At 60.7% G+C, this 26,236-nt stretch carries 18 protein-coding genes and 2 pseudogenes; 8 read left to right on the top strand and 12 right to left on the bottom strand.

Going from position 1 to position 26,236, the window contains the following annotated elements:
* Positions 1–91 precede the first annotated feature (91 nt).
* Both AC3IX1_RS11980 and AC3IX1_RS11975 read right to left on the bottom strand, forming a co-directional pair.
* On the bottom strand, positions 92–7,921 hold the full coding sequence (locus tag AC3IX1_RS11980) for a beta strand repeat-containing protein (RefSeq protein WP_489388337.1): 7,830 nt from the start codon (positions 7,919–7,921) through the stop codon (positions 92–94).
* Positions 7,922–8,010: 89 nt separating this feature from the next.
* The gene (locus AC3IX1_RS11975) at positions 8,011–8,298 is read right to left on the bottom strand and encodes a PilZ domain-containing protein (protein ID WP_477778050.1); all 288 of its coding nucleotides are present in this window, start codon (positions 8,296–8,298) and stop codon (positions 8,011–8,013) included.
* Between the two features lie 204 nt (positions 8,299–8,502).
* Here AC3IX1_RS11975 and AC3IX1_RS11970 point away from each other — a divergent pair, with 204 nt between their 5' ends.
* On the top strand, positions 8,503–9,168 hold the full coding sequence (locus AC3IX1_RS11970; RefSeq protein ID WP_489388336.1) for a LuxR C-terminal-related transcriptional regulator: 666 nt from the start codon (positions 8,503–8,505) through the stop codon (positions 9,166–9,168).
* A 12-nt stretch (positions 9,169–9,180) separates the two neighbouring features.
* A pseudogene (locus tag AC3IX1_RS11965) lies at positions 9,181–10,359 on the top strand (ABC transporter ATP-binding protein); the annotation flags it as partial.
* A gap of 217 nt (positions 10,360–10,576) precedes the next feature.
* On the opposite strand, the pseudogene AC3IX1_RS11960 reads toward AC3IX1_RS11965, so the two are convergent.
* The 3 genes and pseudogenes from AC3IX1_RS11960 to AC3IX1_RS11950 form a co-directional block, all read right to left on the bottom strand.
* A pseudogene (locus AC3IX1_RS11960) lies at positions 10,577–10,942 on the bottom strand (transposase); the annotation flags it as partial.
* Entirely contained in the window at positions 10,851–11,045 is a 195-nt protein-coding gene (locus tag AC3IX1_RS11955) for a hypothetical protein (RefSeq protein WP_489388335.1), read from the bottom strand. The pseudogene AC3IX1_RS11960 and the gene AC3IX1_RS11955, both read right to left, overlap by 92 nt.
* A 142-nt stretch (positions 11,046–11,187) precedes the next feature.
* Complete coding sequence (locus tag AC3IX1_RS11950; protein WP_489388334.1) at positions 11,188–12,528, bottom strand: tetratricopeptide repeat protein; 1,341 nt, start codon at positions 12,526–12,528, stop codon at positions 11,188–11,190.
* Between the two features lie 494 nt (positions 12,529–13,022).
* On the opposite strand from AC3IX1_RS11950, the gene AC3IX1_RS11945 reads away from it, so the two are divergent.
* Complete coding sequence (locus AC3IX1_RS11945; protein WP_489388333.1) at positions 13,023–13,382, top strand: hypothetical protein; 360 nt, start codon at positions 13,023–13,025, stop codon at positions 13,380–13,382.
* 202 nt (positions 13,383–13,584) lie between these two features.
* Here AC3IX1_RS11945 and AC3IX1_RS11940 read toward each other — a convergent pair whose 3' ends face one another.
* Positions 13,585–14,139 (bottom strand): YdeI/OmpD-associated family protein, encoded by a 555-nt coding sequence (locus AC3IX1_RS11940; RefSeq protein WP_489388332.1) that lies wholly within the window; start codon positions 14,137–14,139, stop codon positions 13,585–13,587.
* Positions 14,140–14,314: 175 nt separating this feature from the next.
* A complete protein-coding gene (locus AC3IX1_RS11935) occupies positions 14,315–14,740 on the bottom strand; it encodes a GNAT family N-acetyltransferase (RefSeq protein ID WP_489388331.1) in 426 nt (141 codons plus the stop codon).
* A gap of 388 nt (positions 14,741–15,128) precedes the next feature.
* Between AC3IX1_RS11935 and AC3IX1_RS11930 the strand changes: the two genes are divergently transcribed.
* Both AC3IX1_RS11930 and AC3IX1_RS11925 read left to right on the top strand, forming a co-directional pair.
* The gene (locus tag AC3IX1_RS11930) at positions 15,129–15,527 is read left to right on the top strand and encodes a hypothetical protein (RefSeq protein ID WP_489388330.1); all 399 of its coding nucleotides are present in this window, start codon (positions 15,129–15,131) and stop codon (positions 15,525–15,527) included.
* A 238-nt stretch (positions 15,528–15,765) separates the two neighbouring features.
* Complete coding sequence (locus tag AC3IX1_RS11925) at positions 15,766–16,938, top strand: acetyltransferase domain-containing protein (RefSeq protein ID WP_489388329.1); 1,173 nt, start codon at positions 15,766–15,768, stop codon at positions 16,936–16,938.
* A gap of 45 nt (positions 16,939–16,983) precedes the next feature.
* On the opposite strand, the gene AC3IX1_RS11920 is transcribed toward AC3IX1_RS11925, so the two are convergent.
* From AC3IX1_RS11920 to AC3IX1_RS11900, 5 genes are all read right to left on the bottom strand, one after another.
* Positions 16,984–18,315 (bottom strand): IS4 family transposase, encoded by a 1,332-nt coding sequence (locus tag AC3IX1_RS11920; RefSeq protein ID WP_489385477.1) that lies wholly within the window; start codon positions 18,313–18,315, stop codon positions 16,984–16,986.
* Positions 18,316–18,531: 216 nt separating this feature from the next.
* A complete protein-coding gene (locus AC3IX1_RS11915) occupies positions 18,532–19,500 on the bottom strand; it encodes a DHH family phosphoesterase (RefSeq protein WP_489388328.1) in 969 nt (322 codons plus the stop codon).
* Between the two features lie 12 nt (positions 19,501–19,512).
* A complete protein-coding gene (locus AC3IX1_RS11910) occupies positions 19,513–20,301 on the bottom strand; it encodes an SDR family oxidoreductase (protein ID WP_489388327.1) in 789 nt (262 codons plus the stop codon).
* Between the two features lie 32 nt (positions 20,302–20,333).
* Complete coding sequence (locus tag AC3IX1_RS11905; RefSeq protein WP_489388326.1) at positions 20,334–21,503, bottom strand: sulfotransferase family protein; 1,170 nt, start codon at positions 21,501–21,503, stop codon at positions 20,334–20,336.
* Entirely contained in the window at positions 21,500–22,615 is a 1,116-nt protein-coding gene (locus AC3IX1_RS11900) for a DUF1214 domain-containing protein (RefSeq protein WP_489388325.1), read from the bottom strand. Before AC3IX1_RS11900 ends, AC3IX1_RS11905 begins: the two co-directional genes overlap by 4 nt.
* Before the next feature lie 209 nt (positions 22,616–22,824).
* On the opposite strand from AC3IX1_RS11900, the gene AC3IX1_RS11895 reads away from it, so the two are divergent.
* The 3 genes from AC3IX1_RS11895 to cysN all read left to right on the top strand — a co-directional run bounded on the left by AC3IX1_RS11895 (position 22,825) and on the right by cysN (position 26,196).
* On the top strand, positions 22,825–23,295 hold the full coding sequence (locus tag AC3IX1_RS11895; RefSeq protein WP_489388324.1) for an SRPBCC domain-containing protein: 471 nt from the start codon (positions 22,825–22,827) through the stop codon (positions 23,293–23,295).
* A 67-nt stretch (positions 23,296–23,362) separates the two neighbouring features.
* Positions 23,363–24,304, top strand: coding sequence for a sulfate adenylyltransferase subunit CysD (cysD, locus tag AC3IX1_RS11890; protein ID WP_489388727.1), 942 nt, complete (start codon positions 23,363–23,365; stop codon positions 24,302–24,304).
* Complete coding sequence (cysN, locus tag AC3IX1_RS11885; RefSeq protein ID WP_489388323.1) at positions 24,304–26,196, top strand: sulfate adenylyltransferase subunit CysN; 1,893 nt, start codon at positions 24,304–24,306, stop codon at positions 26,194–26,196. Before cysD ends, cysN begins: the two co-directional genes overlap by 1 nt.
* Positions 26,197–26,236: the final 40 nt, after the last annotated feature.

The following is a 26,236-nucleotide window of genomic DNA, read 5'->3' as shown; positions in this document are numbered from 1 at the left end:
GCCAGGACTTTACCGCGCACAGCCCCCATCGCGGATTTGTTCGCGATGGGGTCTGCAACCGCGTAGCAACGTGCGGCCAGTAGCAAAAGCATCATGTCATCAGGATAAAGTCCGCCTGATCGATACCTGCACTGTTAACACCGACAAGGCGAATAGAGTCCACTCCGATCCCGATCACCGTGTCCGCCCCGTCAGCCGCAATGCTCACGTTGGCAGCGAACGTCTCGCTGCTGATCCCCAGCCCCGCGATATTGAGCAGGTCCTGCCCTCCGGCCGGATCGACGTCGAAGCCCTGGACCGAGTCGTTGCCGAAGCCTGCGGCAGCAAACGCGAAGGTATCGTTGCCGAGGCCGCCGTTGAGCGTGTCGTTGCCCAGCCCGCCGAAAAACAGATCGTCACCCGCACCGCCGACCAGAATGTCGTTGGCCTGGCCGCCCAGCATCGTATGGTTTGCCGCCGCTGCATCGTAGGCCAGCTCACTGCCGCTGCCCTCGGCGTTCGCCTGCAAACCCGCGGCCACGTATTGGCCATTCATCACGAGCTGCGACACGTGCGCACCGTCGCTCACGCTCAGCATGCCGCCGGTTCCGGTGTCATTCGCTGCATAGGTGATCTGTGTATTGGCGCCGAACGCAACATCGCCAAAGTCCAGCTTGTCACCTGCGGCAAAACCGCTGACGCTGCCACTGAACGCCGTCGACACATCGAGTTTGAGCGTGCCTGCTGCGCCGCTGTCGAACGTCACATGCTGATCGGAGGCAGCACCGAACTCCAGTATCGCCGAACCGCTGATAGTCGCGCTTCCCGCGCCACTGGCATCTCCGTGGACGGTAATGTTGCCATCGTTCGCCCACAGGCTGCCGCTGTTGACGAGCGCACTTTCAACCACCAATCCGCCGCTGCCGTTGGCTTGCAGCACACCCGTGTTGGTAACGGCGCTGCTACCGGTATCGATCACCAGCGCATTGACGCCGCTGGCAAGGATCAGGCCCGAGTTGACCAGCATCATCTGCCCCGCGCCCAACTGGCCAGCACCCGAGATGGTGTTGTCGGCATTGGTGAGCACCGTGTCCGCGCTGCCACCAAAGATCACGTTCTGCGCGCTGTCGGACAGAACCACTTGCCCGCCACCGGTCAACGTCGCGCCACGGAACAGAATCTCGAGATCGGTTCCGCTGCCGGTGGAGCCGAGCGCTATGGTGCCGCTGTTGTCGATGCTGCCACCGAACGGCATGATCGCGCCGTCGGCAATGGTGATGGTGCCCGTATTGGTCGTGACCGGGTCCACATCGAACAGCAGATTGGCCCCGCTCAACGCCGCAGCATCCACACCTTTGACCGTGATCGTCTGGTCGGCGCTGATGCTGAGCACGGCATTGCCGTTCGCGTCGTTGGCGATACTCACATCCGCCATGCCGTTGACGCCCGTGAAGCCGATCAAGTCGATCTTGTCCGCCGCCGCGTCGAAGTTGTGAATGACGTTGTTGCCGATTGGCTGGGCGAACACGAAGGTGTCGGCACCGGACGAGCCGGTCAGGTTGTCGTCTGTCGACAAGGCGAAGATTGGATTGCCAGGGGCAAAGGCTTCGACGTTGTCAGCCACGTAGGCATTGCCAATGCTGCCGTCGGCATTGGTCCAGCTCATGTTGACGCCGAGGACCAACGCACCGGCGAAGTCCGATGGGGTGGTAACGGTCAGTGAGCCAGGGTCATTGGTTTGCACTGTCCAGGTGCCGTCGCCGTTGTCGGTGCCGACATTTAACAGCCAGCCTGCGGGCAGACCGCTGATGATCAGGGTAATCAGGCCGCTTATCCCTGCGGCGGGTACCTCGAGGGCCAGATTGATGGGCTCTCCGGCGGCACCGGCAGGGGCCTTGCCTGTCACTGTGACCATATTGCCTGCAGCGTCGGTGAACTTAATATTTAAGTTTTCATTGTTTACGAGCGCTGTAGTCGAATGCGTCCAAGTTCCACTGGTTGAGGAACCGCTGGTCAAGGATGCATCGAAAGACACTTGCGGCCCGGAGGAACGAACCGTGTCGACATGCACCGAGGTCACACCGGAAAGATTATCGGCAACCCCAAGTGAGAAAGTCGGATTGGTCCAAGTATTGTTAATCCCTCCTGGAGGATTTCCCGTAGGTGCCTGTGTGTCGACGATCAGCGTGGTAGCTGGGTTGAGACTATTGGCACCTGCAAGATCGGCATTATTCCCCTCAGCATCTTTGATCGTCGCGCCTCCTAGGGTGAATGGCGACGCAGCAAGGGCAAGATCGGCGGTATTTTGACCCGCAGTCACTGTGTAGGTGAATGTCAACGTATTGGTGCCTGAACCACTTGTGTAGCTCGCCGTCCCGCCCGTGTTCAGATTGAGCGTCGGCGAACCGGTGACCAGTACGGCTTCGCTGAAGGTGATGTTCAGCGTCACCGTCTCAGCTGCCTTAACCGTGCCATCGTTAGTACCATAACTGGCACCTGTCACCGTCGGCGCTGTGCTGTCCTCGACAACATCATTGATAGTGAGCGTGAAGCTCTGGGCCGCATCTGGATTGCCACCGACCGTCGGGTCATTGGCATTTACCGTCACGCTATAGGACGATTTCACCTCGAAATCGGGCGATGCGCCGACATAGCGCAGTTCGTTGCCGACTATCGCAAACGAAGCAGCATCGGCCCCACTCAGGCTGAGCGCTTCTGAACCCAATGCATCGTCGGTAATGGCGATATCGGCAACCTTGATACCCGCACCAACTACGACGTTTTCATTGATCGCTGTTGTGGTGTTGCTGAAGCTGACTGCCGTGGGGGCTTCGTTGACGTCGTTGATATTCAAAGTCACGGCCTTGCTGTCGCTCAAATCACCGTCGTCAGTGACCACTACGTTGAAGCTATAGCTCGACTTGGTTTCATAGTCTGCCGAGGCATTTAACGTCACCTCACCCGTGCTGGAGTTGATGTGGAGTAACGATGCATCCGTGCCTGTCAGCGTCCAGGTCTTGCCGTCACCTGCATCCGGATCAGTCGCCGTTGCGGCGTACACCACGGTGCTGGCCAAGGCATTTTCCGCCACGCTTGCCGTCGCCCCAGAGGTTACCGTGGGGGCATCATTATCGCCGGTGATGGTGATGGTCACGTCCTGAGTGACGGTGTCGCCGTTCTGGTCATTGATGGTGATGGTGTGGACTTCATGCACCGTCTGGCCGGCGGCCAGCTGCTGCGCCGCCGCGTTGTCGATGCCATAGGTCCAGGTCACGACCCCGCCGATGCCGGTGCCGGTGGTGTCGGTGGTTTCCACCACGCTGAAGGTACCCATCGCTGTGCTGTAGTCACTCGACTTGGGCGCCGCGGTCACCAGGTGATCGTCGGTCAGGTCGACATCGGTGAAGTCCACCGTGCCGCTGGCCTGCGCGGTGCCATCTTCTACCACCTCGCCGCTGTCGACCGCGCCACTGACCAGCACTTCGTCGTTGCTGCCGGTGATAGTGATGGTCACGTCCTGAGTGACGGTGTCGCCGTTCTGGTCATTGATGGTGATGGTGTGGACTTCATGCACCGTCTGGCCGGCGGCCAGCTGCTGCGCCGCCGCGTTGTCGATGCCATAGGTCCAGGTCACGACCCCGCCGGTGCCGGTGCCGGTGGTGTCGGTGGTTTCCACCACGCTGAAGGTACCCATCGCCGTGCTGTAGTCACTCGACTTGGGCGCCGCGGTCACCAGGTGATCGTCGGTCAGGTCAACATCGGTGAAGTCCACCGTGCCGCTGGCCTGCGCGGTGCCGTCTTCTACCACCTCGCCGCTGTCGACCGCGCCACTGACCAGCACTTCGTCGTTGCTGCCGGTGATGGTGATGGTCACGTCCTGAGTGACGGTGTCGCCGTTCTGGTCATTGATGGTGATGGTGTGGACTTCATGCACCGTCTGGCCGGCGGCCAGCTGCTGCGCCGCCGCGTTGTCGATGCCATAGGTCCAGGTCACGACCCCGCCGATGCCGGTGCCGGTGGTGTCGGTGGTTTCCACCACGCTGAAGGTACCCATCGCCGTGCTGTAGTCACTCGACTTGGGCGCCGCGGTCACCAGGTGATCGTCGGTCAGGTCAACATCGGTGAAGTCCACCGTGCCGCTGGCCTGCGCGGTGCCGTCTTCTACCACCTCGCCGCTGTCGACCGCGCCACTGACCAGCACTTCGTCGTTGCTGCCGGTGATGGTGATGGTCACGTCCTGAGTGACGGTGTCGCCGTTCTGGTCATTGATGGTGATGGTGTGGACTTCATGCACCGTCTGGCCGGCGGCCAGCTGCTGCGCCGCCGCGTTGTCGATGCCATAGGTCCAGGTCACGACCCCGCCGATGCCGGTGCCGGTGGTGTCGGTGGTTTCCACCACGCTGAAGGTACCCATCGCCGTGCTGTAGTCACTCGACTTGGGCGCCGCGGTCACCAGGTGATCGTCGGTCAGGTCGACATCGGTGAAGTCCACCGTGCCGCTGGCCTGCGCGGTGCCGTCTTCTACCACCTCGCCGCTGTCGACCGCGCCACTGACCAGCACTTCGTCGTTGCTGCCGGTGATGGTGATGGTCACGTCCTGAGTGACGGTGTCGCCGTTCTGGTCATTGATGGTGATGGTGTGGACTTCATGCACCGTCTGGCCGGTGGCCAGCTGCTGCGCCGCCGCGTTGTCGATGCCATAGGTCCAGGTCACGACCCCGCCGATGCCGGTGCCGGTGCCGGTGGTGTCGGTGGTTTCCACCACGCTGAAGGTACCCATCGCCGTGCTGTAGTCACTCGATTTGGGCGCCGCGGTCACCAGGTGATCGTCGGTCAGGTCGACATCGGTGAAGTCCACCGTGCCGCTGGCCTGCGCGGTGCCGTCTTCTACCACCTCGCCGCTGTCGACCGCGCCACTGACCAGCACTTCGTCGTTGCTGCCGGTGATGGTGATGGTCACGTCCTGAGTGACGGTGTCGCCGTTCTGGTCATTGATGGTGATGGTGTGGACTTCATGCACCGTCTGGCCGGCGGCCAGCTGCTGCGCCGCCGCGTTGTCGATGCCATAGGTCCAGGTCACGACCCCGCCGATGCCGGTGCCGGTGCCGGTGGTGTCGGTGGTTTCCACCACGCTGAAGGTACCCATCGCCGTGCTGTAGTCACTCGACTTGGGCGCCGCGGTCACCAGGTGATCGTCGGTCAGGTCGACATCGGTGAAGTCCACCGTGCCGCTGGCCTGCGCGGTGCCGTCTTCTACCACCTCGCCGCTGTCGACCGCGCCACTGACCAGCACTTCGTCGTTGCTGCCGGTGATGGTGATGGTCACGTCCTGAGTGACGGTGTCGCCGTTCTGGTCATTGATGGTGATGGTGTGGACTTCATGCACCGTCTGGCCGGCGGCCAGCTGCTGCGCCGCCGCGTTGTCGATGCCATAGGTCCAGGTCACGACCCCGCCGATGCCGGTGCCGGTGGTGTCGGTGGTTTCCACCACGCTGAAGGTACCCATCGCCGTGCTGTAGTCACTCGACTTGGGCGCCGCGGTCACCAGGTGATCGTCGGTCAGGTCGACATCGGTGAAGTCCACCGTGCCGCTGGCCTGCGCGGTGCCATCTTCTACCACCTCGCCGCTGTCGACCGCGCCACTGACCAGCACTTCGTCGTTGCTGCCGGTGATGGTGATGGTCACGTCCTGAGTGACGGTGTCGCCGTTCTGGTCATTGATGGTGATGGTGTGGACTTCATGCACCGTCTGGCCGGCGGCCAGCTGCTGCGCCGCCGCGTTGTCGATGCCATAGGTCCAGGTCACGACCCCGCCGATGCCGGTGCCGGTGGTGTCGGTGGTTTCCACCACGCTGAAGGTACCCATCGCTGTGCTGTAGTCACTCGACTTGGGCGCCGCGGTCACCAGGTGATCGTCGGTCAGGTCGACATCGGTGAAGTCCACCGTGCCGCTGGCCTGCGCGGTGCCATCTTCTACCACCTCGCCGCTGTCGACCGCGCCACTGACCAGCACTTCGTCGTTGCTGCCGGTGATAGTGATGGTCACGTCCTGAGTGACGGTGTCGCCGTTCTGGTCATTGATGGTGATGGTGTGGACTTCATGCACCGTCTGGCCGGCGGCCAGCTGCTGCGCCGCCGCGTTGTCGATGCCATAGGTCCAGGTCACGACCCCGCCGGTGCCGGTGCCGGTGGTGTCGGTGGTTTCCACCACGCTGAAGGTACCCATCGCCGTGCTGTAGTCACTCGACTTGGGCGCCGCGGTCACCAGGTGATCGTCGGTCAGGTCAACATCGGTGAAGTCCACCGTGCCGCTGGCCTGCGCGGTGCCGTCTTCTACCACCTCGCCGCTGTCGACCGCGCCACTGACCAGCACTTCGTCGTTGCTGCCGGTGATGGTGATGGTCACGTCCTGAGTGACGGTGTCGCCGTTCTGGTCATTGATGGTGATGGTGTGGACTTCATGCACCGTCTGGCCGGCGGCCAGCTGCTGCGCCGCCGCGTTGTCGATGCCATAGGTCCAGGTCACGACCCCGCCGATGCCGGTGCCGGTGGTGTCGGTGGTTTCCACCACGCTGAAGGTACCCATCGCCGTGCTGTAGTCACTCGACTTGGGCGCCGCGGTCACCAGGTGATCGTCGGTCAGGTCAACATCGGTGAAGTCCACCGTGCCGCTGGCCTGCGCGGTGCCGTCTTCTACCACCTCGCCGCTGTCGACCGCGCCACTGACCAGCACTTCGTCGTTGCTGCCGGTGATGGTGATGGTCACGTCCTGAGTGACGGTGTCGCCGTTCTGGTCATTGATGGTGATGGTGTGGACTTCATGCACCGTCTGGCCGGCGGCCAGCTGCTGCGCCGCCGCGTTGTCGATGCCATAGGTCCAGGTCACGACCCCGCCGATGCCGGTGCCGGTGGTGTCGGTGGTTTCCACCACGCTGAAGGTACCCATCGCCGTGCTGTAGTCACTCGACTTGGGCGCCGCGGTCACCAGGTGATCGTCGGTCAGGTCGACATCGGTGAAGTCCACCGTGCCGCTGGCCTGCGCGGTGCCGTCTTCTACCACCTCGCCGCTGTCGACCGCGCCACTGACCAGCACTTCGTCGTTGCTGCCGGTGATGGTGATGGTCACATTCTGCGTAACCGACGAACCATGACCATCGCTGATGGTGACCAGGTAAGTTTCGGTTACTGTCTGTCCCTGGGCCAGGTCCTGCGCCGCCGCATTGCTCAGGTTGTACGTCCATTGCACCGAACCGTCGGCCGCGTTCGTTGCTTCGCTTACCGGCGAGAGCACGAATGTACCCAGATGAGTAGCATTGCCCCCCGCCGACGCGAACGTCGCCATGTGCATGTCACTCAGGTCGACGTCGTTAAACACAATCGTGCCGCTGGCCGTCAGCGAGTCGGTCGCGCTCGCAGTGGTGTTGGCGTCTTCGGTCACCGTGCCGGCCTGCGCGCCGTTGCTGATCGCCACACCATCATTCACGCCCGAAAACTGCACCGTCGCGGTGGCCCAACTGAGCGTTCCGTTGCCGAGGCGAATCGCATAGGTGAAGCTGTCCGTCAGGAGCTGGCCAGTAGCAAGCGCCTGGATTTGTGCCTTTACATCAGGCGAGAAAGAAGCGGCGTCATAGCCGACCTTACCGTCCGAGGTGATCCAGATCTTTGCACCTTTCGAACTGGTGTCAGAACTCAGCCCCTCAGCCCTCGCCGTATCCTGGGTCAGGAGGTCGGCCGGAGCATAAGCCTTGGTGGCAGTAGGATCGCTCACCGCATTGTCGAGTGACCAGAGTGTCTTCGCGCTACCGCCGAGGTCATTGGACATGACGTCCCAATACCTGACCCTCAACAGATTTTCAGTGATGGTAAAGACGTCATCCTTCGCCTGCGGCGTGTTGGAAAACGAGGTAACGGTTCCGCCGCTGGTAGTTGTAGTGCTAGCCATGTCTTTCTCCCTAAGAAGTCACCCTGAGCAAAAAACCGCTGTGGGCCGCTAACAGCCACAAGCCGATTCTTCCTCACCCCACGAACACCTCACTCCACCGGTACCAGCCGGCTGGCCAGCAGCTTCACGCCCGCCCCGATCCTGCCGCCCTGTGGCTCAATGCGCACGATTTGTCCTTGCGCCTTGAACTTCATGGGGCCGCCGGGGGTGTCGAGTTCGATCTCGAAGTCAATCAAGCTACCCACCTGCTGCTCGCTATCGGTTTCGAAATACAAACCGGAGGCGCTGATGTCACGGATGACACCACTGCCCCCGCCGATCAGTTGCAGCGACAGGGTGACTTGTTCTCGGGGCTCAATTCGGTGTGCGTCTTTCATGACTGCAGTCTAAAAACGGCCGCGGTTTTTTACATGAGTGCGCTATCCCTTTTTTTCTGGGAGTCAATCCCCCATGAAAACAGTGTTTTACGGGACAAATGTCATGGGAGGGGGTGCCTGAAGCGCCATAGAAAAAAGCTACGGGCTGCAACGATTGCTATCATGATCAGCTAACACAACCCGCCTAAAGAGGCAGCGAGCCGCATGCCAATTCAAGTCCTGTTAGTAGCTCTACCGCTCGTGGCCTGGGGCCTTGAGCGTCTGGTGGAAAGCGCTCAACCGAGGTTGGCATTGGCGGGTTCGACGGCGTCGGTGGCGCAATACCTGCTTTCGCTGCACCAATACACACCAGATGTGGTGGTATTGGACCTGGACAGCGAGGACTGTATCGAGTCGCTGGCCGAACTGCACAGCCGGACCAAAGCCAAGATTCTGGTAGTGACAGGGTCGAGCGACGTGGCGCTGCATGACAGTGCGGTGCTGGCGGGTGCACGGGGCGTGGTGGATAAGCGGGAGTCGGCATCCGCATCAACATTGCTCAAAGCCATAGAAAAAGTGCACGAAGGCGAACTGTGGATTGACCGCAATGCGACCAGCCGTATCTTCCTTGAACTGGCGCGCAAGAAAGTCGAGCGCGATATAGACCCGGAGCAACACAAAATCGCCAAGCTGACGCGCCGCGAACAGCAAACCATTGCATCGCTGGCCAGCGATCCCTCTGCCCCTGGCAAGTTGGTGGCCGAGAAGCTGCACATCAGCGAACACACGCTGCGCAATCATTTGACATCGATCTACAGCAAACTGGGCCTGACGAACCGCGTAGATCTCTACGCCTACGCACACAAGCATGGGCTTTCCACAGGCGACTGAGGACTGCGGCAACACACCAACATCACGACAGTGAAACTGTTCTCCCATTCCAATCGTGAAGCGCACTTCGCGCGCGCGGCCATGGAGGATTTCAAGCAGACCGGCTTTCGCCAGATGCGCCTGGTCAGCCAATTCGAGATCGTCAACCAAGCGTTGGTGGTGACGTTGATCATGGCAGCAGGCGGTTATGCGCTTTGGCTGTGGCACCTGGGCGAAGTCGGCACAGGTGCCGTGGCGGCGATTACCGCCATGGCGTTGCGCATCAATGGCATGTCGCACTGGATCATGTGGCAAATGACCTCGCTGTTCCAGAGCATCGGCACCGTGCAGGATGGCATGGCAACCCTTACCCGCGGCCCAAAGGTGCAGGATGCGCCGGACGCGGGCATGCTGGTGACCTCCGGCGGGGCGGTAACCTTCGACAACGTGAGCTTCAACTACAATGGCGAACGCCAAGTGCTCGATGGCCTGAGCCTGAACATTCGTCCGGGCGAAAAAATCGGCCTGGTGGGCCGCTCCGGCGCGGGAAAATCCACGCTCATCAACTTGCTGCTGCGTTTCCATGACGTCGACCGCGGGCAGATTCGCATAGTCGGGCAAGACATTGCGCAGGTGACGCAAGACAGCCTGCGCAGCGCCATCGGCATGGTCACCCAGGATACTTCCCTGCTGCACCGTTCCATTCGCGACAACATCGCCCACGGCCGACCCGATGCAAGTGACGCACAAATCCGCAGTGCCGCGGCCAATGCCCAGGCCGATGAGTTCATCCGCCAACTGAGCGACCGGCAAGGGCACACCGGCTACGACACTTTGGTGGGCGAGCGCGGCATCAAGCTGTCGGGCGGACAGCGCCAGCGCGTCGCGATTGCCCGAGTGATGCTCAAGAACGCCCCGATCCTGCTACTTGACGAGGCTACCAGCGCGCTGGATTCGGAAGTCGAAGTGGCCATTCAGGAAAGCCTCGATGAAATGATGGAGGGAAAAACCGTAATCGCCATCGCCCATCGGCTGTCCACGATTGCCGCGATGGATCGACTTATTGTCATGGACGATGGGCGCATCATCGAACAGGGTACCCACTCCGAATTGCTCGCCAGGAACGGCATCTATGCGCGGCTGTGGCACCATCAGAGCGGCGGGTTCCTGGGTGAGGATCGGGGGGTGACCGAGGCTATGGATCAGGTATGAGCGTGAACGGCCGGGGATGATCTGCAAGCGGCTGCTTTGGGTCCAGGCTGTGTGAAAACGCACTGAATACGTCGAAAGCTGAGAGCTACGGACGTTGCCTGCGAAACCAGCAGACGGAAGCGCGAATTGCCCTGGTCAGCCACATAGGCGTTCGTAAATGCTGTTTGGGCCGCGTCAGCGGCCCAAACAGTCTCTCACGGACGATCAAGCGGCTGGTTCACGCCCTGATCGCCTCAAGCAGTCCCAACAAGATGCCGAAGATGCTCATCATTCGTTTGAGGTTGTAGGCGAGCACATGAAGGCTCATTTCGGTACTTACCCGCGGAAGTGTTTTGGTGTGGAAGTGGGTGGCTCCCATCCAGTATTTGAGCGTTCCAAATGGATGCTCAACAGTTTGACGGCGAACCTTCATCTTCCCCGGGTCAAGTTCCAACCGAACCTGCATCGCATCGATTACCGCCTCATGTTCCCAGCGCTTCACACGGCGCTCCTTACCCGTCGTACATTGCTTGTGCATTGCGCAGGACTGGCAGCCCGAGAAGTAGTAACAATGCAATAACATGCCGTCTTTCATCGACGAAAACGTCGACCACGCGCACTGGATTTTCTACAGCTACGTAATCGTCCAGACACTCCGGCAGCAAGGTGACTTGCGTCCGAGCCTCACCTTCAATGAATCGCTTCATGATCGCCCCCGATACGATCTCGACCATCAGAAGGTTAGACAATCACTGGCGTGTTCACACAGCCTGGACCCATAGCTGCCCGCTTCTACAAGGTTGCTGCAAGCCCCGGAGAAAATAGATCTATCATTGGTCGGACTTCCTGCTATCGCGCATGCAGCGGCTGTAATTGACCCGCGCGCATTTTCCAGGCGCGGTTGATCGGGCTCTCAGGCTTCAATGCAAGGCGCTCGGCAACCAGTGCCTCGGCAAGTGTGCGGTTGCCAAGGCGAATAGCGGCTTCGGTCAGCGTCCATGAGAAGACATCACGCTGCGCGTGACTACCGCCGAAGCGGTTGGCTTTGGCTCGTAGCGGCATCAACGACGCTATAGCCTGGGCGTAATCCCCACGACCAAACGCCACCAACCCTTCGCACGCCGGCACACCAATCTCTCTACTCATCATGGCATTGGTACCAGTGCCAGCAGCGGTCCGCTTCAGGGTATCCAACTGCTGAGTTTGTGCACGGCTGTTTCCAGAACCCACGAATGACATCATCGCGTTCACGTCGTTAAAGGCGTAGAAGCCGTCTTCACAACGGGACTCCCATCTTTCGGCCAGTCCTTTCCACCGATCTCCAACGTCATGACCGAGCAGAGAGAGTCTCCAGAGCAGCGCTGATCCATCAAGTAGCTCAAGCGCCTGACCAAATCCACCCGCTGAAATGTCCTCATCAAAGAGACGAAACGCGCCCGCCACATCATTGGCCTCAAGGAGGAATAGCGCTTGGTGCCACCACAAATGGAAGGCAAACATGCTATTGGGAGCCCAAGCACTGGCGCTGGATGAAAGATACTTTGCCCCCTCTTCGCTACGGCCCTGCATTTCCATGACATGGGTGACGGCATGCACTGCCCAGCCATCCTGCGGGTTCAAGGCAACAGCCTCGCGCCCCTGCTCTTCGGCCTGCCGGTAATCCCCTGCCTCTTCCAGGCCAAAGGCATACATCCCTTTCACAAAGCCAAAGCCAGGAATCTGGTTGTCCCAGCGCGGCATCACACGAGCCACGCGATCACGTAGCATGTGCGAGTAACCTAGATAGAAGTCGCCCAAATGGGCGAATTGCAGTGCCAGCAGATCGCGGGGGTGCTCCATCGAAACACGCCCCCAGGTTTCGATTGCCCGCTCCCAGTCGCCGTCGAACCAAGCGCGTACGGCATGGATATGCTGCCGCTCGCGATCATTCGCTTTCGGTGCCAACCGCTCTGCCGCGTCCAAACTTTTGAACAGCTCTGAGTCAAACGCTTTGTCGGTCGCAGTCGCAATCGCGCCAGCACGAAAGGCGTAGGCCAGCGCAAAATCCGGGTGCTGCGCGATAATTTTGTCAGCCGCCGCCAGAGGATCGGCCTGGTAGGCATGCAGCAAGTCGCAAGCGCTATCCAGAGCATCGATCGCCTCCTGCACGCCATAGGAAACAGGATTGCCACGCTTGTCGCGTTTGCTCATGGTTTCCTCCTGACCACGCCCTAAGGGCATACATGATCGAGATGTGAAGATCGCTCTCGATTGTCCCCCCGAATGTGGCTCAGAGACACTTTTCCGATGAAACGTGAATGGCTGCTTCTGGCCCAGGCTGCGTAAAAACGCCTGCATCATTTTTTAGGTCTGCGTTGCTACGTGAAATCTGTAGAAGTTCTGGTCAAATCAAGACCTGAAATTTGCGTGGTATCGCGTTATTTGACCCGATTCAGATCGCCGCTACTGGTCGAGAACGTTTTTACACAGCCTCGGTCGTTTTCCGCCCTTTGCGACAGGTAACAATCGGCCAAAAGCAGTCGGTGGACAGACTAGTGGCAAATAGATGCTGTCCTGCTACCCTCCTTACCTAGTCGGGCTTGCTGTCACCCCTGTCGCGTTACCCTTCGATAGATATCGCGCTTACTGCGACAAGAAATGCGACATGGCATGTCCACCTAATGAGAGAGTGTCAGGATAGCGCCATGAAAGTTCGATGCCCCGGCTGTGGTTACATCGCAGACAAGCTTCCGACTAGCCTTAGGTGTCCTAAATGCGACGATTTTTCCCACGACTGGCTGATTTATGACTGGGAAAGCTTTGCTTCAATGAAGCGTCGACATATCAGATATAACTTATTCATTATTGGCATAGCTCTAATTAATTTACTTGTGGCGATCACCTTGAAATCAACAGATGCATTTCAATGGTTGTTCAGCTTGTTATTTATCCCAGCCATTATCAGTTTGTTTTATTGTCGAAAGCAGCTTGAAAGTGAATCGGAGTATGAAGGGCATAAAGGCAGGGCTTTGACTCCCTGGTTTGTCGGTTTCGGGGGGTTCTAAAGCGGCTAACAAGTCGTATATGGACCCTCCCCACACGTGGTGAGTAATGCTTTCCAACCCTGTCGTCAGTGCGATTGCATTCGTCTGTCTGGCTGGTGTTGGGCGTGCTCGCCCTGACCACTCTTTAGTTCGCGCAACGGGGCCAGTCGCTCATAGAACGTGGCAGAACGCATTGTTAGGCGTATTCAACGGAATGTTCCATTTATAAATTTTCTGCCTCGGGCGCACGGAAGGCCTTACTGTAGTAGCCGGACTGGTCGAAACAGCAAACCTGCTTCTTGCCGGATGCAAGCATATCGCAGGCATCACCAATTCGTTTTGCGCGCGTCTTAAGTTGCTTGGCTGAAATAATCCAGTGTATCCAGTCTACTCGTGCGATGGTCGTCGTATTGTTCCAAACTTTACGAGCCTCTGGAGTGGCTGCCAGTGCCTCCTGAAAATCTGGTGGGATGTCAGGCTCGGGTTCCTTCTTCACAGGGGTTAACTCTAGTGTAACGATATCCCCAACGGCCGCGCCTGCGGCTTCGAGTAACTCTCTACTTACCTGCAGCCAATGGCTCAGCTGACCATCCGGCTCAAGGGTTGCCTGGAAATGGTGCCCATTGATTGTGCCGTCAACTGTCGTCCTTCCTCGCCTCGGAAGCTGTTCACTCGCGTCTCTTGGCAGTACTACGAACGCCCACGACGTATCATTACCAGGCTTTGTCGGACGAAGAAGCTTTGCTTCGAATCGGGATTTCACATCGATTGTTGTCATTGCAACTCCTCCAACTAATACGCCTGACTACTATTTGGCGACACCAAGCTCAGCTGCGGTAAAGATTCAGTGCTGAAGGTCGACGCTACCTATTAGCCACTAGTCTGTCCAGCGGCTGCTTATGGCCGATTGTGGTCTCCAACGAAGCAGCTATCGGGCCAAGATCAAAACGCTGTCAGCACAACGACTTCTGGTAATAGAGCCGGGTATGTCCCGGTGGATAGTCTGCCAGGCGTCCGAATTCGGAGTAGCCAAGTTTTTGATAAAAACCGGGTGCCTGAAAGCTGAAGGCCTCCAGCCAGATACCAGTGCAGTTCTTTTTCTGAGCGATATCTTCGGCCATGCGCATTAGCCGTTCTCCGATACCTTGGCCACGCATCGACTCGGGAACGCTGACAAGATCAATGAGCAGCCATCGATATGAGACCTTGCCGTATAGCCCGCCTATAACTTCGTTACTGTCAGGGTCTCGTAGCAACAGGGCAAATGTTTCATGGGCGTCGTCCCCACCGTTGGCCAGATTATGTGCCAGTAGCGGAGTCAAAATTCCTGACCGCTCTGCTTCAGTCGCATTTTCCGAAAACTGGATTTCTACAGACATGTCGCTCTCCCTGAGCTGTGAGTAACTGGGTCAACAAGGTAGCCCATTTCTGTCGCCCCATGGTGAATCAGTAAATGCATCAATGGTCCGTTTTTTGATGGGCTGAATGACTGCTCTGGCCGATTTTTTCCTGTCACCACCGTCAGCTTTGGATCGGTTGCAGCCCATCACGTCAGGCAGCAATCAGCCATGGACGGACATCGAGATAGCAAACCCCAAAAGGGCCGCACACTTATGCCGTTAGCTATTTAAACAGCGGTCCCCTAGAACTTTTTCCTGTTTATCGGTCTATGTGGATAGGCACATCCACTCGGTAAGCGCAAACCCGCAGGCTTCCCGCTGCCAGATGGCCACACGTCCAAATATCAATCAGAGGTTGTCTTCGCTCATGAAATTCCATGACCCACGGATGGTGCTCTTCGGCCTGTTCGCCTTCGCGGCAGTGGGCTCGGCATCAGCAACACAGATGAAGACCTCAACCCCTGTTTTCGCACCTGAAGTCGTAGAAGTTCAGGTTCCGGTCCAGGCTGCCGGCAACCCTTGGCCGACCTTGGCCAGTAGGGTCGCCAAGCAACCAGGGCCTTTGCTTGCCCATGACGACCGATACTGGCATGACGGCCGCTGGCACTCTCGTAGAGACGATTGGCGCCGGGACGACTGGCATAGAGATAACTGGCGCAGAGAGCAAGCCCGCCGGGAAGCAGAACGCCGCCGTGATTGGGAACGCCATCAGGATCGGGCCATGCGGTACCGATACGAGGACGATCGCCGCTACTATCGTCGCTAGTGCGACGCCCCGCAGGTTAAAAACGTCGACGAGGTGCGAGCGACTCACTTTCGCCCTCCTCGCCGGCGTTGAAGGCTACATGCAAACGCCACCCTCCCCGAAGTACCGATGACATCGAAATTAGCCACGTCATACGAATGCCCATGAAGCAAGCGATTATGTTATGTTATATCCTTAATACAACATGAATTGCCAGTCGCCACTGGCAGAGCCATCCACTCCCTGCTTGCGACATTCGATGACAACTTCTACCCACATTCCTCCCATCACAAGCTTGAGCCAACGCCTGTTGTCCATTGATGCCCTGAGAGGATTGGTCATCCTCCTTATGCTGCTGGATCACGTACGCGAAACGTTCTTTTTGCACCGTCAGGTATCAGACCCGATGGACATCGAATCCACTGAGCCGGCGCTATTTTTCAGCCGCACACTTGCCCATTTGTGTGCCCCGGTTTTCATACTGCTCACTGGACTTTCCGCTTACCTGTACGGCCAAAAGCACCAGGGCAAGGGCGATGTGTCAGCCTTTCTATTCAAACGCGGCCTGTTCCTGGTACTGCTGGAGTTCACCCTGGTGAACTTCGCCTGGACCTTTCAGTTCCCGCCTACGGCCATTTACATGCAAGTGATCTGGGCCATTGGCATCTGCATGATTGCCCTGGCCGGACTGGTTTGGTTACCCAGGCCCATTCTGTGCTGCCTGGGCCTGGTGATCGTGGCCGGGCACAACCTGCTGGATAATGTTCACTTCGCGACAGGCTCGCCCATGCATATACCTTGGGCGATTCTGCATGATCGCGGCTGGATCGATTTCTCCGACAGCTTGCGTCTGCGCACCTCTTATCCTGTGCTTCCTTGGATCGGTGTGATCGCCCTCGGGTACAGTATCGGGCCCTGGTTTGCTGGCCAGGTTTTGGCCGCGCAGCGGCAACGTACTCTGCTGCTTGCAGGGGCCGGGGCATTGATCGGATTTGTCGCACTGCGAGCCGTCAATGGTTATGGCGAGGCGCATTGGGTCGCCCATGAAGGCATCACGCAAACGTTCATGAGCTTCTTCAACATTACAAAATACCCACCCTCCCTGTTGTTCCTGTTGCTGACGCTGGGCATGGGCCTGTTACTGCTTCGTGCCCTGGAACGGGCCCGACAACGCAAGTGGGTCAATGCATTGGCAGTCTTTGGCGCGGCACCGATGTTCTTCTACTTGCTCCACCTTTACGTACTCAAGGCGCTGTATCTGGTCAGCGTGGCGTTGTTCGGATTGAACCAGGGAGTTCTTTTCGGTTTCGACAGCATTTGGGCTGTGTGGCTGACGGCGGTGCTCCTGGCTTTATCCCTGTATTTACCCGTGCGCTGGTTCGCAGCATTGAAGGCACGCCGTCGCGATATCGGCTGGCTCAAATACTTCTGACCAGGACATTTGCTCAAAAAATGGGCCCTTGGAGAGTAATGCCAGTCAGTTAAGCTGACTGGCATTTTTATTTTTGATCGGATACTTCGGTGATTTCAGCCGAATCGCCCGAGGATAAACGCGCTCCTCACGTCGATGCGGCAGCACGTAGTGCGGCGCTGAAGCATGAAGCTCGGCCAAATACTTGGGGATGTTCCCGGAACGGTCGGCCGAGACGCTGTTGATAAACCCGAGAATCGCCCAGGTACACGCGGTAAAGCTCATTTCGCACGGGTAAATGCCAGGACAGTGGCGACTCATTTCCACCATCTGATAGCGCAACAAGTTGTAGCCCAACAACACGCCCCACAACTCTTGCTCGATCATCTCGGGTGTCTTGCTGCGCAGCGTATAACTGCTGTTGAGCAGCGTCTGCTTCATTTCCCGAAAGCCTAATTCGATTTCCCAGCGCTGGCTGTACAGATCAACGATCTCGTCGGAAGGAAAACGCAGCGGGTCAGCCATTGAGGTCAGAATCTGACACACCTTGCCCTTCACGGTTTTGCTCAGCAGTCGCGCGGTCAGCCGCTCCGGCAACCCAGGCCATTGCTTGCGGGCCTGCGGCGAAGTGCTCAGCGAAACAATCGCATCCTGGCGCCCCAAACGCTGGATCACCTCGTACTGCGAGCCTTTTTTCAGCGGCATCAGCCAGTGGCGTTCGACGCCTGCCTGCTGCCACTGATGCAGTAAACCTAACGAGTAAAAACCACGATCAAACAGCGTCAGCGAGTGATCGGGGGTGGTTTCGATCAGTTGCTCGGCCAGTTTCATTTCGTTGCTGCGGTAGCCGTCAAACGCACTTCCAATCAGCAAATGGCTGGTCAACTCCATTTGGCAGACCATGCGCACCTGAGGAAAACCGGTGTCGCCGTGCTGGTTGCTGGCGGAGTCATAGCGCGCCCGATTTTCCGGCGTGTCGGGCGTGCGCCAGACAACGCCATCGACGCCCAACAAACGCAGACCGGCCCAAGTCGGATGATTGGCCGCCTCATGCCAACTTTTCTGGGTCAAATCGAAGACTTGTCGTACAGCTTCGCTGCCCAATCTCTGACGGGCCTGGACTACGGCGCTGGGGGCCACCAACGGGCGCTGGCCCGGCAACATGATGTTCATGCGACTGACCACATCCCAGGCCGACATGCGCCGGAAGAACGCCATGGAGATCACGCACCAGAGCATCATTTCCAGCGGCAAACGACGCTTGCGCAGCGTCGCCACACCGGCTTGTTCAAGCGCCTGTTCGACCAAAGAAGGATCGAGCAAGGCATCCAATCCCTCGATGGCGTTGGGGGTAGAGGCGATGTTGTGGGTCAGTTCCAGTGCCCGAGCGAGACGCATAAAAAAATCCGATGCCAGTACAGGCATCGGATTTTGATTTCTTGCGGCCAAAGGTCAAGCGAGAAGGCTTAACTGATCGGCATTAGCCCTTGGAGAGCCCCTTTATCAAAGCGGACACGATGAGTGCTATGAACGCTCAGATGAGTTTCTCGATGTGGTTTACAAACTCCGGGAAGGCAGTTGGGCAAACGATGCCGTGGTTGCGTTGCTCTTGGCTCAGCGATAGCAATCGAGCAGGCGTGCGGCGACTTCCTTCAACTGCGCGTCGGCCAGACGGTTGATCCCGGCAGCACGCTTGCGCCCGCCCCCTGTGGGAAACTGCCGGCAGAAGGCATCCGCCGCCAGCCCGGCCTCTTCCGGTACACGCAGGCTGAACGACCAGTCACCGTCCGCCCTGGCGCTGAGCAAGCCGATCGCCTTGCGCGGCGCACCGGCCGCCAGCTGGTTGGCCAGCACGCCACTGACCCTCCGCGCCCAGGGTTGCTCGGGCAGGCGGTACAGCTGCGCGCCCCGGGCCTCGTGCCAGGGTTCAAGGCCTGCGGCAGCGGCCATGTCGGCGGCATGGCCGATGCGCAGGGTGGTGAAGCTTGTGCTGTGGCGGATGAAATCCAGCGGGTCGTGGTAAGGCAGCAGCTCGGCGGCCAACGCCAGTGGATCGAAGTGCAGGTCTGACAGGCTGTCGCCATAGGCGTTGTAGTTGAGCAGCAAGCCCAGTTCCTCCAGGGCCTGCACTTCATCGTTGGCCAGGCCATGCTGCGTCGCCAGCGCCCGCGCCGGGCCGGTCAGGCCGTCACCAAAGGCCGCGGCCACCGCCCAGCGATGATGACGCCCGTCCAGGTAGGTGTTGACCAGCAGGCTGGTGCACACCTGGGCGGCCGTGTCGATGAAGGACTCGAATGCCAGGTGCTGCGGCAGTTCGCCGGCAAAGTGGTGGTCGAAGTAGCGTACCCGGGCGCCAGCGTCGAGCAGACGCTTGGTGGCCTCGCGGTTCTGCTCGTGGGCCACGTCCAGCGCCGTGACCCGCTCGCCGGCTCCGGCCTGGACCCGGCGCAACAGCTCGATGTCGCGCTTGACCCCGCTGACCAGGCGCACCTGCGGACTCAGTTCGCCCGCCAGGCGCAACTGCTGCAAGGCGCACAGACCGTCGGCATCGCCGTTGAAGGCACAGTGATCGATTGTGTTCATCTGCCCTGCTCCTCAGTGCATGACTTCGCCGCCGTTGGCGTCGAGCTGCGCGCCATTGATCGCACTGGCGTAGTCCGAAGCCAGAAACAACGCAGCGCGGGCGCACTCCTCGTCGCTGCGCATGCGCCCACCTGGGATGCCGGTACTGAACTCGGCACGCACCTGTTCTTCGCTGACACCCCGGGCGGCAGCCGTCTGGCGTACCAGGGCCTGCACCGGCTCGCCCCACATCCAGCCACAGGCCAGAGCGTTGACCCGCAAACCGTGGGCCGCCTGCTCGCTGGCCAGGTAGCGCACGCTGGCCGCCAGGGCGCTTTTTGACGCGGCATAGGCCGCCCCGCCCTGATACGGCTTGCGCACCCCAAGAGTGTTGATCATCACGATCGCCCCCGCGCCCTGCGCGCGCATGGGCGCCAGCACCGCGCGGCTCATGTTCAGCGAGCCCAACAGGTTGACCTCCAGCGCCTCGCGCAGCGGATCGTTGTCCGCCTCGTCCACCGCCTGGAAACCGCCATGGGAAAAGGCGCTGTTGATCAGCGCATCGATACAGCCGAATTGCTCAAGGGTGGCTTCGGCGAAACGATTGCAGGCCTGCACATCGGTGATATCGGTGGCCACGCACAGCACTTGGCAATGCCCGGCGACCGCCTTGATACGCTGTTGCGCCTCAAGCAGGCGGCCCATGTCGCGGGCGCCGATGGCCACGGCCCGCGCTCCTTCCCGCGCGGCCTCCAGGGCCAGTTTGATACCCAGCCCGGGGCCGACGCCCGAGACCATCACGACTTTGTCTTTAAGCAGCATGGGATGAATCCTCTTATTGTTTTGGGACAGGCTCAGGCTTGCAGATGCCGGGCACGGTACTCGGCGTAGTCACGTTCCAGCAGTGCGTCGCTGAGGCCGAACTGGTCAGGGCTGTAGTGATGGGCAGCGCGTTTTTCCCGGCCGTTGGCGGACAACCATTGGCCCATGGCCGCCTGGACCTTTGGCGTGCATTCAAGGCCGGCGAAACGATAGATGCGCTCGACCACTGCCAGGGGCGCGGCCAGGGTGTCTTCGAACTGCACGTCGAGAAAGCGCTCGGCCGGCATGCCGTCGCGCACCGCCATGGCATGGCGCAAGGCCCGCGCCATGCGCCGGTTCCACTGCTCGCCGACGGTTTGGGCATCGGCCTGGTCGCTGTACAGCTGCCACAGGGTATGGATGAAGCTGGCCAGCGAGGGAATGGTCCTGGCCGGTTCGCGATGGGTGAGCACCACCTGCGCCCCGGGGAACACTTCGAACAACAGCTCCAGGGTATGCAGGTGCTGCGGGCTCTTGAGCAACCAGCGCCGACCGGGGGCGATGCCACGGCGCGCCTGCTGCCATTGCAGGAACTGCAGACAGCGCTTGAGGTAACGGTAGACCTGGGTCTGGTCCTGACGGTCGAGCCAGGCGGTGTAGCTGGGGACGTTGACGTAGGAGTCCATGGCGCAGAGGAACGAGTGCTCCATCAACATGAACTCTTCGTCGGGCTGTTCGGCGTCCAGTGGGTGGATGGCCAGCAACTGCGGAAGGAACTCGATCATCGCCGCCACTTCGGCGCGCGCCCGGCCGAGGCGCTGCAACGGTTGCTCCAGGGTCTCCCCGCCGAGGGGCGCCGGGTAACGGGTTTCCCACCACTGCGCCTTGCTGAACTGCGGGTCCACCGCCAGGGTGCGTTGCAGCAGCGTGGTGCCGGTGCGTGGCAGGCCGACGATCACCAACGGGTCGTTGATTTGCAGTTCGAGGATTTCCGGGAAGCGTCGACAGTGGTCTTCGATCACCAGGCGGTTGACCAGTTGCGCCAGCAGCTTCTCGCGCAACAGCGCACGCCCCTGGGACGACAACCGTGCTTCTTTTTCCAGAGCGTCAGCCAGCACCACCAGGCCCTGGCGAAAATCACCCGGGCCGAAATCCTCAAGGCCACTTGCGCGAGCGCTGGCCTCGGTCAGCAGCAGGTCCGGAGAAAAATCGTTGCCGTTCATACTGCCAGCTCCTTGAGGTCATTGAGTTTGACCACGCGGGTGGTCGGATGAACCGGTTGCCTGGCGCCGACCCAGCGCAGACACAGGGTGCCGTGGGGATGGCCGGCGGTTTCCAGCCAGTTGGCCAGGCCCGGGTCACGGTGACTGAGGACCATGCGCAGGCTGCCGTCCGCCGCAAGCTGCGCCGAATGCTTGTTCAGGCAGATGCGGTGATAGCGGTAGTCGAGCGACTCCATCCAGTAGTTGTTGATCTGCAGGTTCCAGAAGTCGCAGGTCGGCACCTGGTCGACCTCGATCAGCAGCGCTTCGTCCTCGGCCAGCGCCCAGCAGGAGTGGTAGTAGAAGATGTTGGGGTCGCCACCCACGGCCTGGCACAGCGCCTGGTCGGCGGGCGGCAGTTGGTTGCTGTGTTGCTGGTAACCCTGGGCCCAGTCGGCGAACAAGCGTGCGGTGTTCTCGACGAAACTGCCGACCCGCTGCAGGCTTTGCTGCAGGCCCGCGGCGTCCAGCGGCGCGGGTGCCTGGCTGGCCTGCAGGCGCTCGATGCGCAGTTGCGCCGGTTGCTCGCTGCTGCGATCGAGAAAGGTCTGGCGCACGATCAGCGCGTTGCTCTGCGGCTCAAGGGGCAGCCAGTTGCCGCTGGCCGGCGGGCGCTGGCTGAGGATGATTTCGAAGTTGCCTTCGGCATCCAGCTGCAGTTGCCCGGCGTCGATAAAGCCGGTCTGGATCATCTTGCCGTCAGTCTCGTACCCCCCCTTCTGCGAGCCGAAGCTCAGGTAGGCGACACTGCCGCGCTGGCCGCTGACCCGGTATTCGTGCTCGCCGTTCAGGCGCGCATAGCGGTACAGGTTGTCCGGGTTGTCGGCGCCGATCTTGGCGGTTTCATGGGAGGGGGTGATGAAGCCGGGGAAGTCGGGGTCGGCGAACTCCAGGTGCATCTCCAGGGCGATGCGCAGCAAGCGGGTGAGGTAGCGAAAGCCTTCGGCGCGGGTCTGCTCGTCGGCCGGGGCTTCGGCACGCAGTATCTGTTCGCCGCTGCGGCGCAACTGCTCGCAAAACCGGGTCCAGGTCTCACCGCTGATGACCTCCTGTTGGGGGGTGTCTGTAGCCATGTCTGTCTCCTCTGCCGGCGGAGGGCCCGCCGCTGAACACGACCTTAGGGAGAAGCCCGGCAACGGTTCTTCGTCCGTGCGGACTAAACGCCCGATCTAGTCCGGGCGGACGAGGAGCCGCCGGGTACAAGCGGTGAGGATCGCGCCTGAGCCCAGGGCTCACTGGCGCCACCGCCCGTGGCGCGCAGTCATCCTCACAGGAGCCACCCATGAGCGCAGAAAAAAACCTGGTCCGTTCGCTGACCGTGGACATCGCCGCACCGGCCGAACTGGTCTGGGCAATCCTCATCGACCTGCCCGCCTACCCGCAGTGGAACCCCTACACGGTCAAGGTCGAGTCGAGCCTGGTGCTCGGCGAGCCGGTCAACCTGTTCCTGCCCAATCCGGGGCGGCCAGGTGAACTGCTGCACGTGATCGAGTACCTGGCGGACTTCGAACCCCACCGGCTGCTCGCCTGGGAGATGTATGCCAACGCCGGCAATCCCGACGCTGCCCGTCGCGAGCAGCACATCGAGCACACCGGCGCGGCCCGTTGCCGCTACCACACCACCGACCAGTTCCTCGGCGCCACCGCCGACCAGGTCATGGCCGATCATGGCGCCTGGGTGAAACAGGGGTTCGATGCCGTTGCCCACGCCCTGAAGATCCGGGCCGAGACGCTGTACGCGTCCGTCGCGTGACCTTCAGCTGCCGGCGCCTCTTCGTCCGAGCAGACGAAGAAGTGCCGGCGGTGCTTTACCTACCGTGATGTTCAGCCGGCGCCAATCCCGGCAGAACACGAGGAGGTATCCGATGTTGACTCATCTGCAATGGCTGGAAGCGGAAAGCATCCAGATCATCCGCGAAGTGGTGGCCGAGTGTGAAAACCCGGTGATGCTCTATTCCATCGGCAAGGACAGCGCGGTCATGCTGCACCTGGCGATGAAAGCCTTCGCCCCGGGCAAGCCGCCCTTCCCCCTGCTGCACGTGGACACCACCTGGAAGTTTCGCGAAATGATCGCCTTTCGCGACCAGACCGCCGAACGCCTGGGCCTGGAACTGCTGGTGCACATCAACCCCGAAGGCGTGGAAAAGGCCATCGACCCCTTCGTCCACGGCTCGGCCGTGCACACCGATGTGTGGAAGACCCAGGGCCTGAAGCAGGCCCTGGACCACTACGGTTTCGATGCCGCGTTCGGCGGCGCCCGGCGCGACGAAGAAAAGTCGCGGGCCAAGGAACGGGTGTTTTCCCTGCGCTCCGAGCAGCACCGCTGGGACCCCAAGCAGCAGCGCCCGGAGCTCTGGCGCCTGTACAACACACGCAAACGCAAGGGTGAAAGCCTGCGGGTGTTCCCGCTGTCGAACTGGACCGAACTGGATATCTGGCAATACATCTACCTGGAACAGATCCCCATCGTGCCCTTGTACTTCGCCAAGGAGCGCCCGGTGGTTCGCCGTGACGGCACGCTGATCATGGTCGATGACGAGCGCTTGCCGCTGCTGCCGGGAGAAACCCCGGAACTGCGCAAGGTGCGCTTCCGCACCCTGGGCTGCTACCCGTTGACCGGCGCCATCGACAGTGACGCCGACAACCTGCCGGCGATCATCGGCGAGATGCTGGTCAGCCGCACCTCGGAACGCCAGGGCCGGCTGATCGACAGCGACTCGGCGGGTTCCATGGAGAAGAAGAAACAAGAGGGGTATTTCTGATGAACGCGATCACCGACGCACGCAATGGCGACCTGACGCCCTACCTGCAGCAACAGCAGAACAAGCAACTGCTGCGCTTCATCACCTGTGGCAGTGTCGACGACGGCAAGAGCACCCTGATCGGCCGACTGCTGTATGAGTCCAAGGCGCTCTTTGAGGACCAATTGGGCCAGCTCGAAGCCGACTCGAAAAAGCTCGGCACCCAGGGCGACGAACTGGATTTCGCGCTGCTGGTGGACGGCCTGAGCGCCGAGCGCGAGCAAGGCATCACCATCGATGTGGCTTACCGCTTCTTTGCCACCGACAAGCGCAAGTTCATCGTCGCCGACACCCCCGGCCACGAGCAGTACACCCGCAACATGGTCACCGGCGCGTCCACCGCGGACCTTGCGGTGATCCTCATCGACGCCCGCCAGGGCTTGCTGACCCAGACCCGCCGGCACAGTTACCTGGTGTCGCTGCTGGGCATCCGCAAGGTGGTGGTGGCGATCAACAAGCTCGACCTGGTGGACTACTCCCAGGCGTTGTTCGAGCGCATCGAAGCCGAGTATCGCGCCTTCGCCACACAGATCGGCCTGCAGGATATCCAGTGCATCCCGCTGTCGGCGCTGCGTGGCGACAACATGCTCCAGGCCAGCCCCAACACGCCCTGGTACCAGGGCCCGAGCCTGCTTGCCTACCTTGAAGACGTACCGCTGGAGCAGGACCGGCAGAGCCGCGCGGCGTTCCGTCTGCCGGTGCAGTGGGTGAACCGGCCGAACCTGGATTTTCGTGGCTACTGCGGCAACGTCGTGGCCGGCAGCGTGCGCGTCGGCGAGCGCATCCGTGTGCTGCCCTCGGGCCAGCAGAGCGAGATCACCGGCATCCTTGGCAGCGCCGGGGAGCAGCAGCAAGCCCTGTGCGGCCAGGCCGTGACCCTGACCCTCAAGGACGAGATCGACATCAGCCGCGGCGACGTGATCGCCCTGGCCGACGCCCCGCCGGCGGTGGCCGACCAGTTCGAAGCGACCCTGGTGTGGATGGACGAACAGCCCCTGTTGCCGGGCCGCCCGTACCTGATGAAAATCGGTTGCCGCACCGTCGGCATGAGCTGCGCCAACCTCAAGCACCGGGTCGATGTGAACAGCCTCGAGCACCTGGCGGCCAAGACCCTGGAGCTGAATGGCATTGGCGTGTGCAACCTGCACCTGGACCGGCCGATCGCCTTCGATGCCTATGCCGACAACCGCGATACCGGGGGCTTTATCGTCATCGACCGCCTGAGCAATCGCACGGTCGGTGCCGGCATGCTGCACTTCGCTTTGCGCCGTGCGCAGAACGTGCACTGGCAGGCCATCGACGTCAACCGCGAGGCCCACGCTGCGCTCAAGGGCCAGTCGCCGAGGGTGTTGTGGTTTACCGGTTTGTCCGGCGCGGGCAAGTCGACCATCGCCAACCTGGTCGAGCGCAAGCTGCATGCCCTGGGCCGCCACACCTACCTGCTCGACGGCGATAACGTGCGCCACGGCCTGAACCGCGACCTGGGCTTTACCGAAGCCGACCGGGTGGAAAATATCCGCCGGGTCTCGGAGGTGGCCAGGCTGATGCTCGATGCCGGGCTGATCACCCTGGTCTCGTTCATCTCGCCGTTCCGGGCCGAGCGTGACATGGCCCGCAGCCTGGCCGGCGACGGCAACTTCCTCGAGATCTTCATCGATGCGCCGCTGGCCCTGGCCGAGCAGCGCGACCCCAAGGGCCTGTACCTCAAGGCCCGGCGCGGTGAGCTGAAGAACTTCACCGGCATCGACTCGCCCTACGAGCCGCCGGTGGCGCCGGACATCCATATCGACACCCAGTTCGAGTCCGCCGAGGCCGCCGCCGAACGCATAGTCGAAGCCTTGCTGGCGCTGTAACGGCTAGCGGGCGCAGCCTGCCCCCTGGGCATGCGCTGCG

The organism is Pseudomonas sp. KH_046_2 (assembly GCF_057838985.1).
The sequence above is the reverse complement of the archived record's forward strand: the minus strand, read 5'-3'. Positions and strand labels throughout refer to the sequence as shown.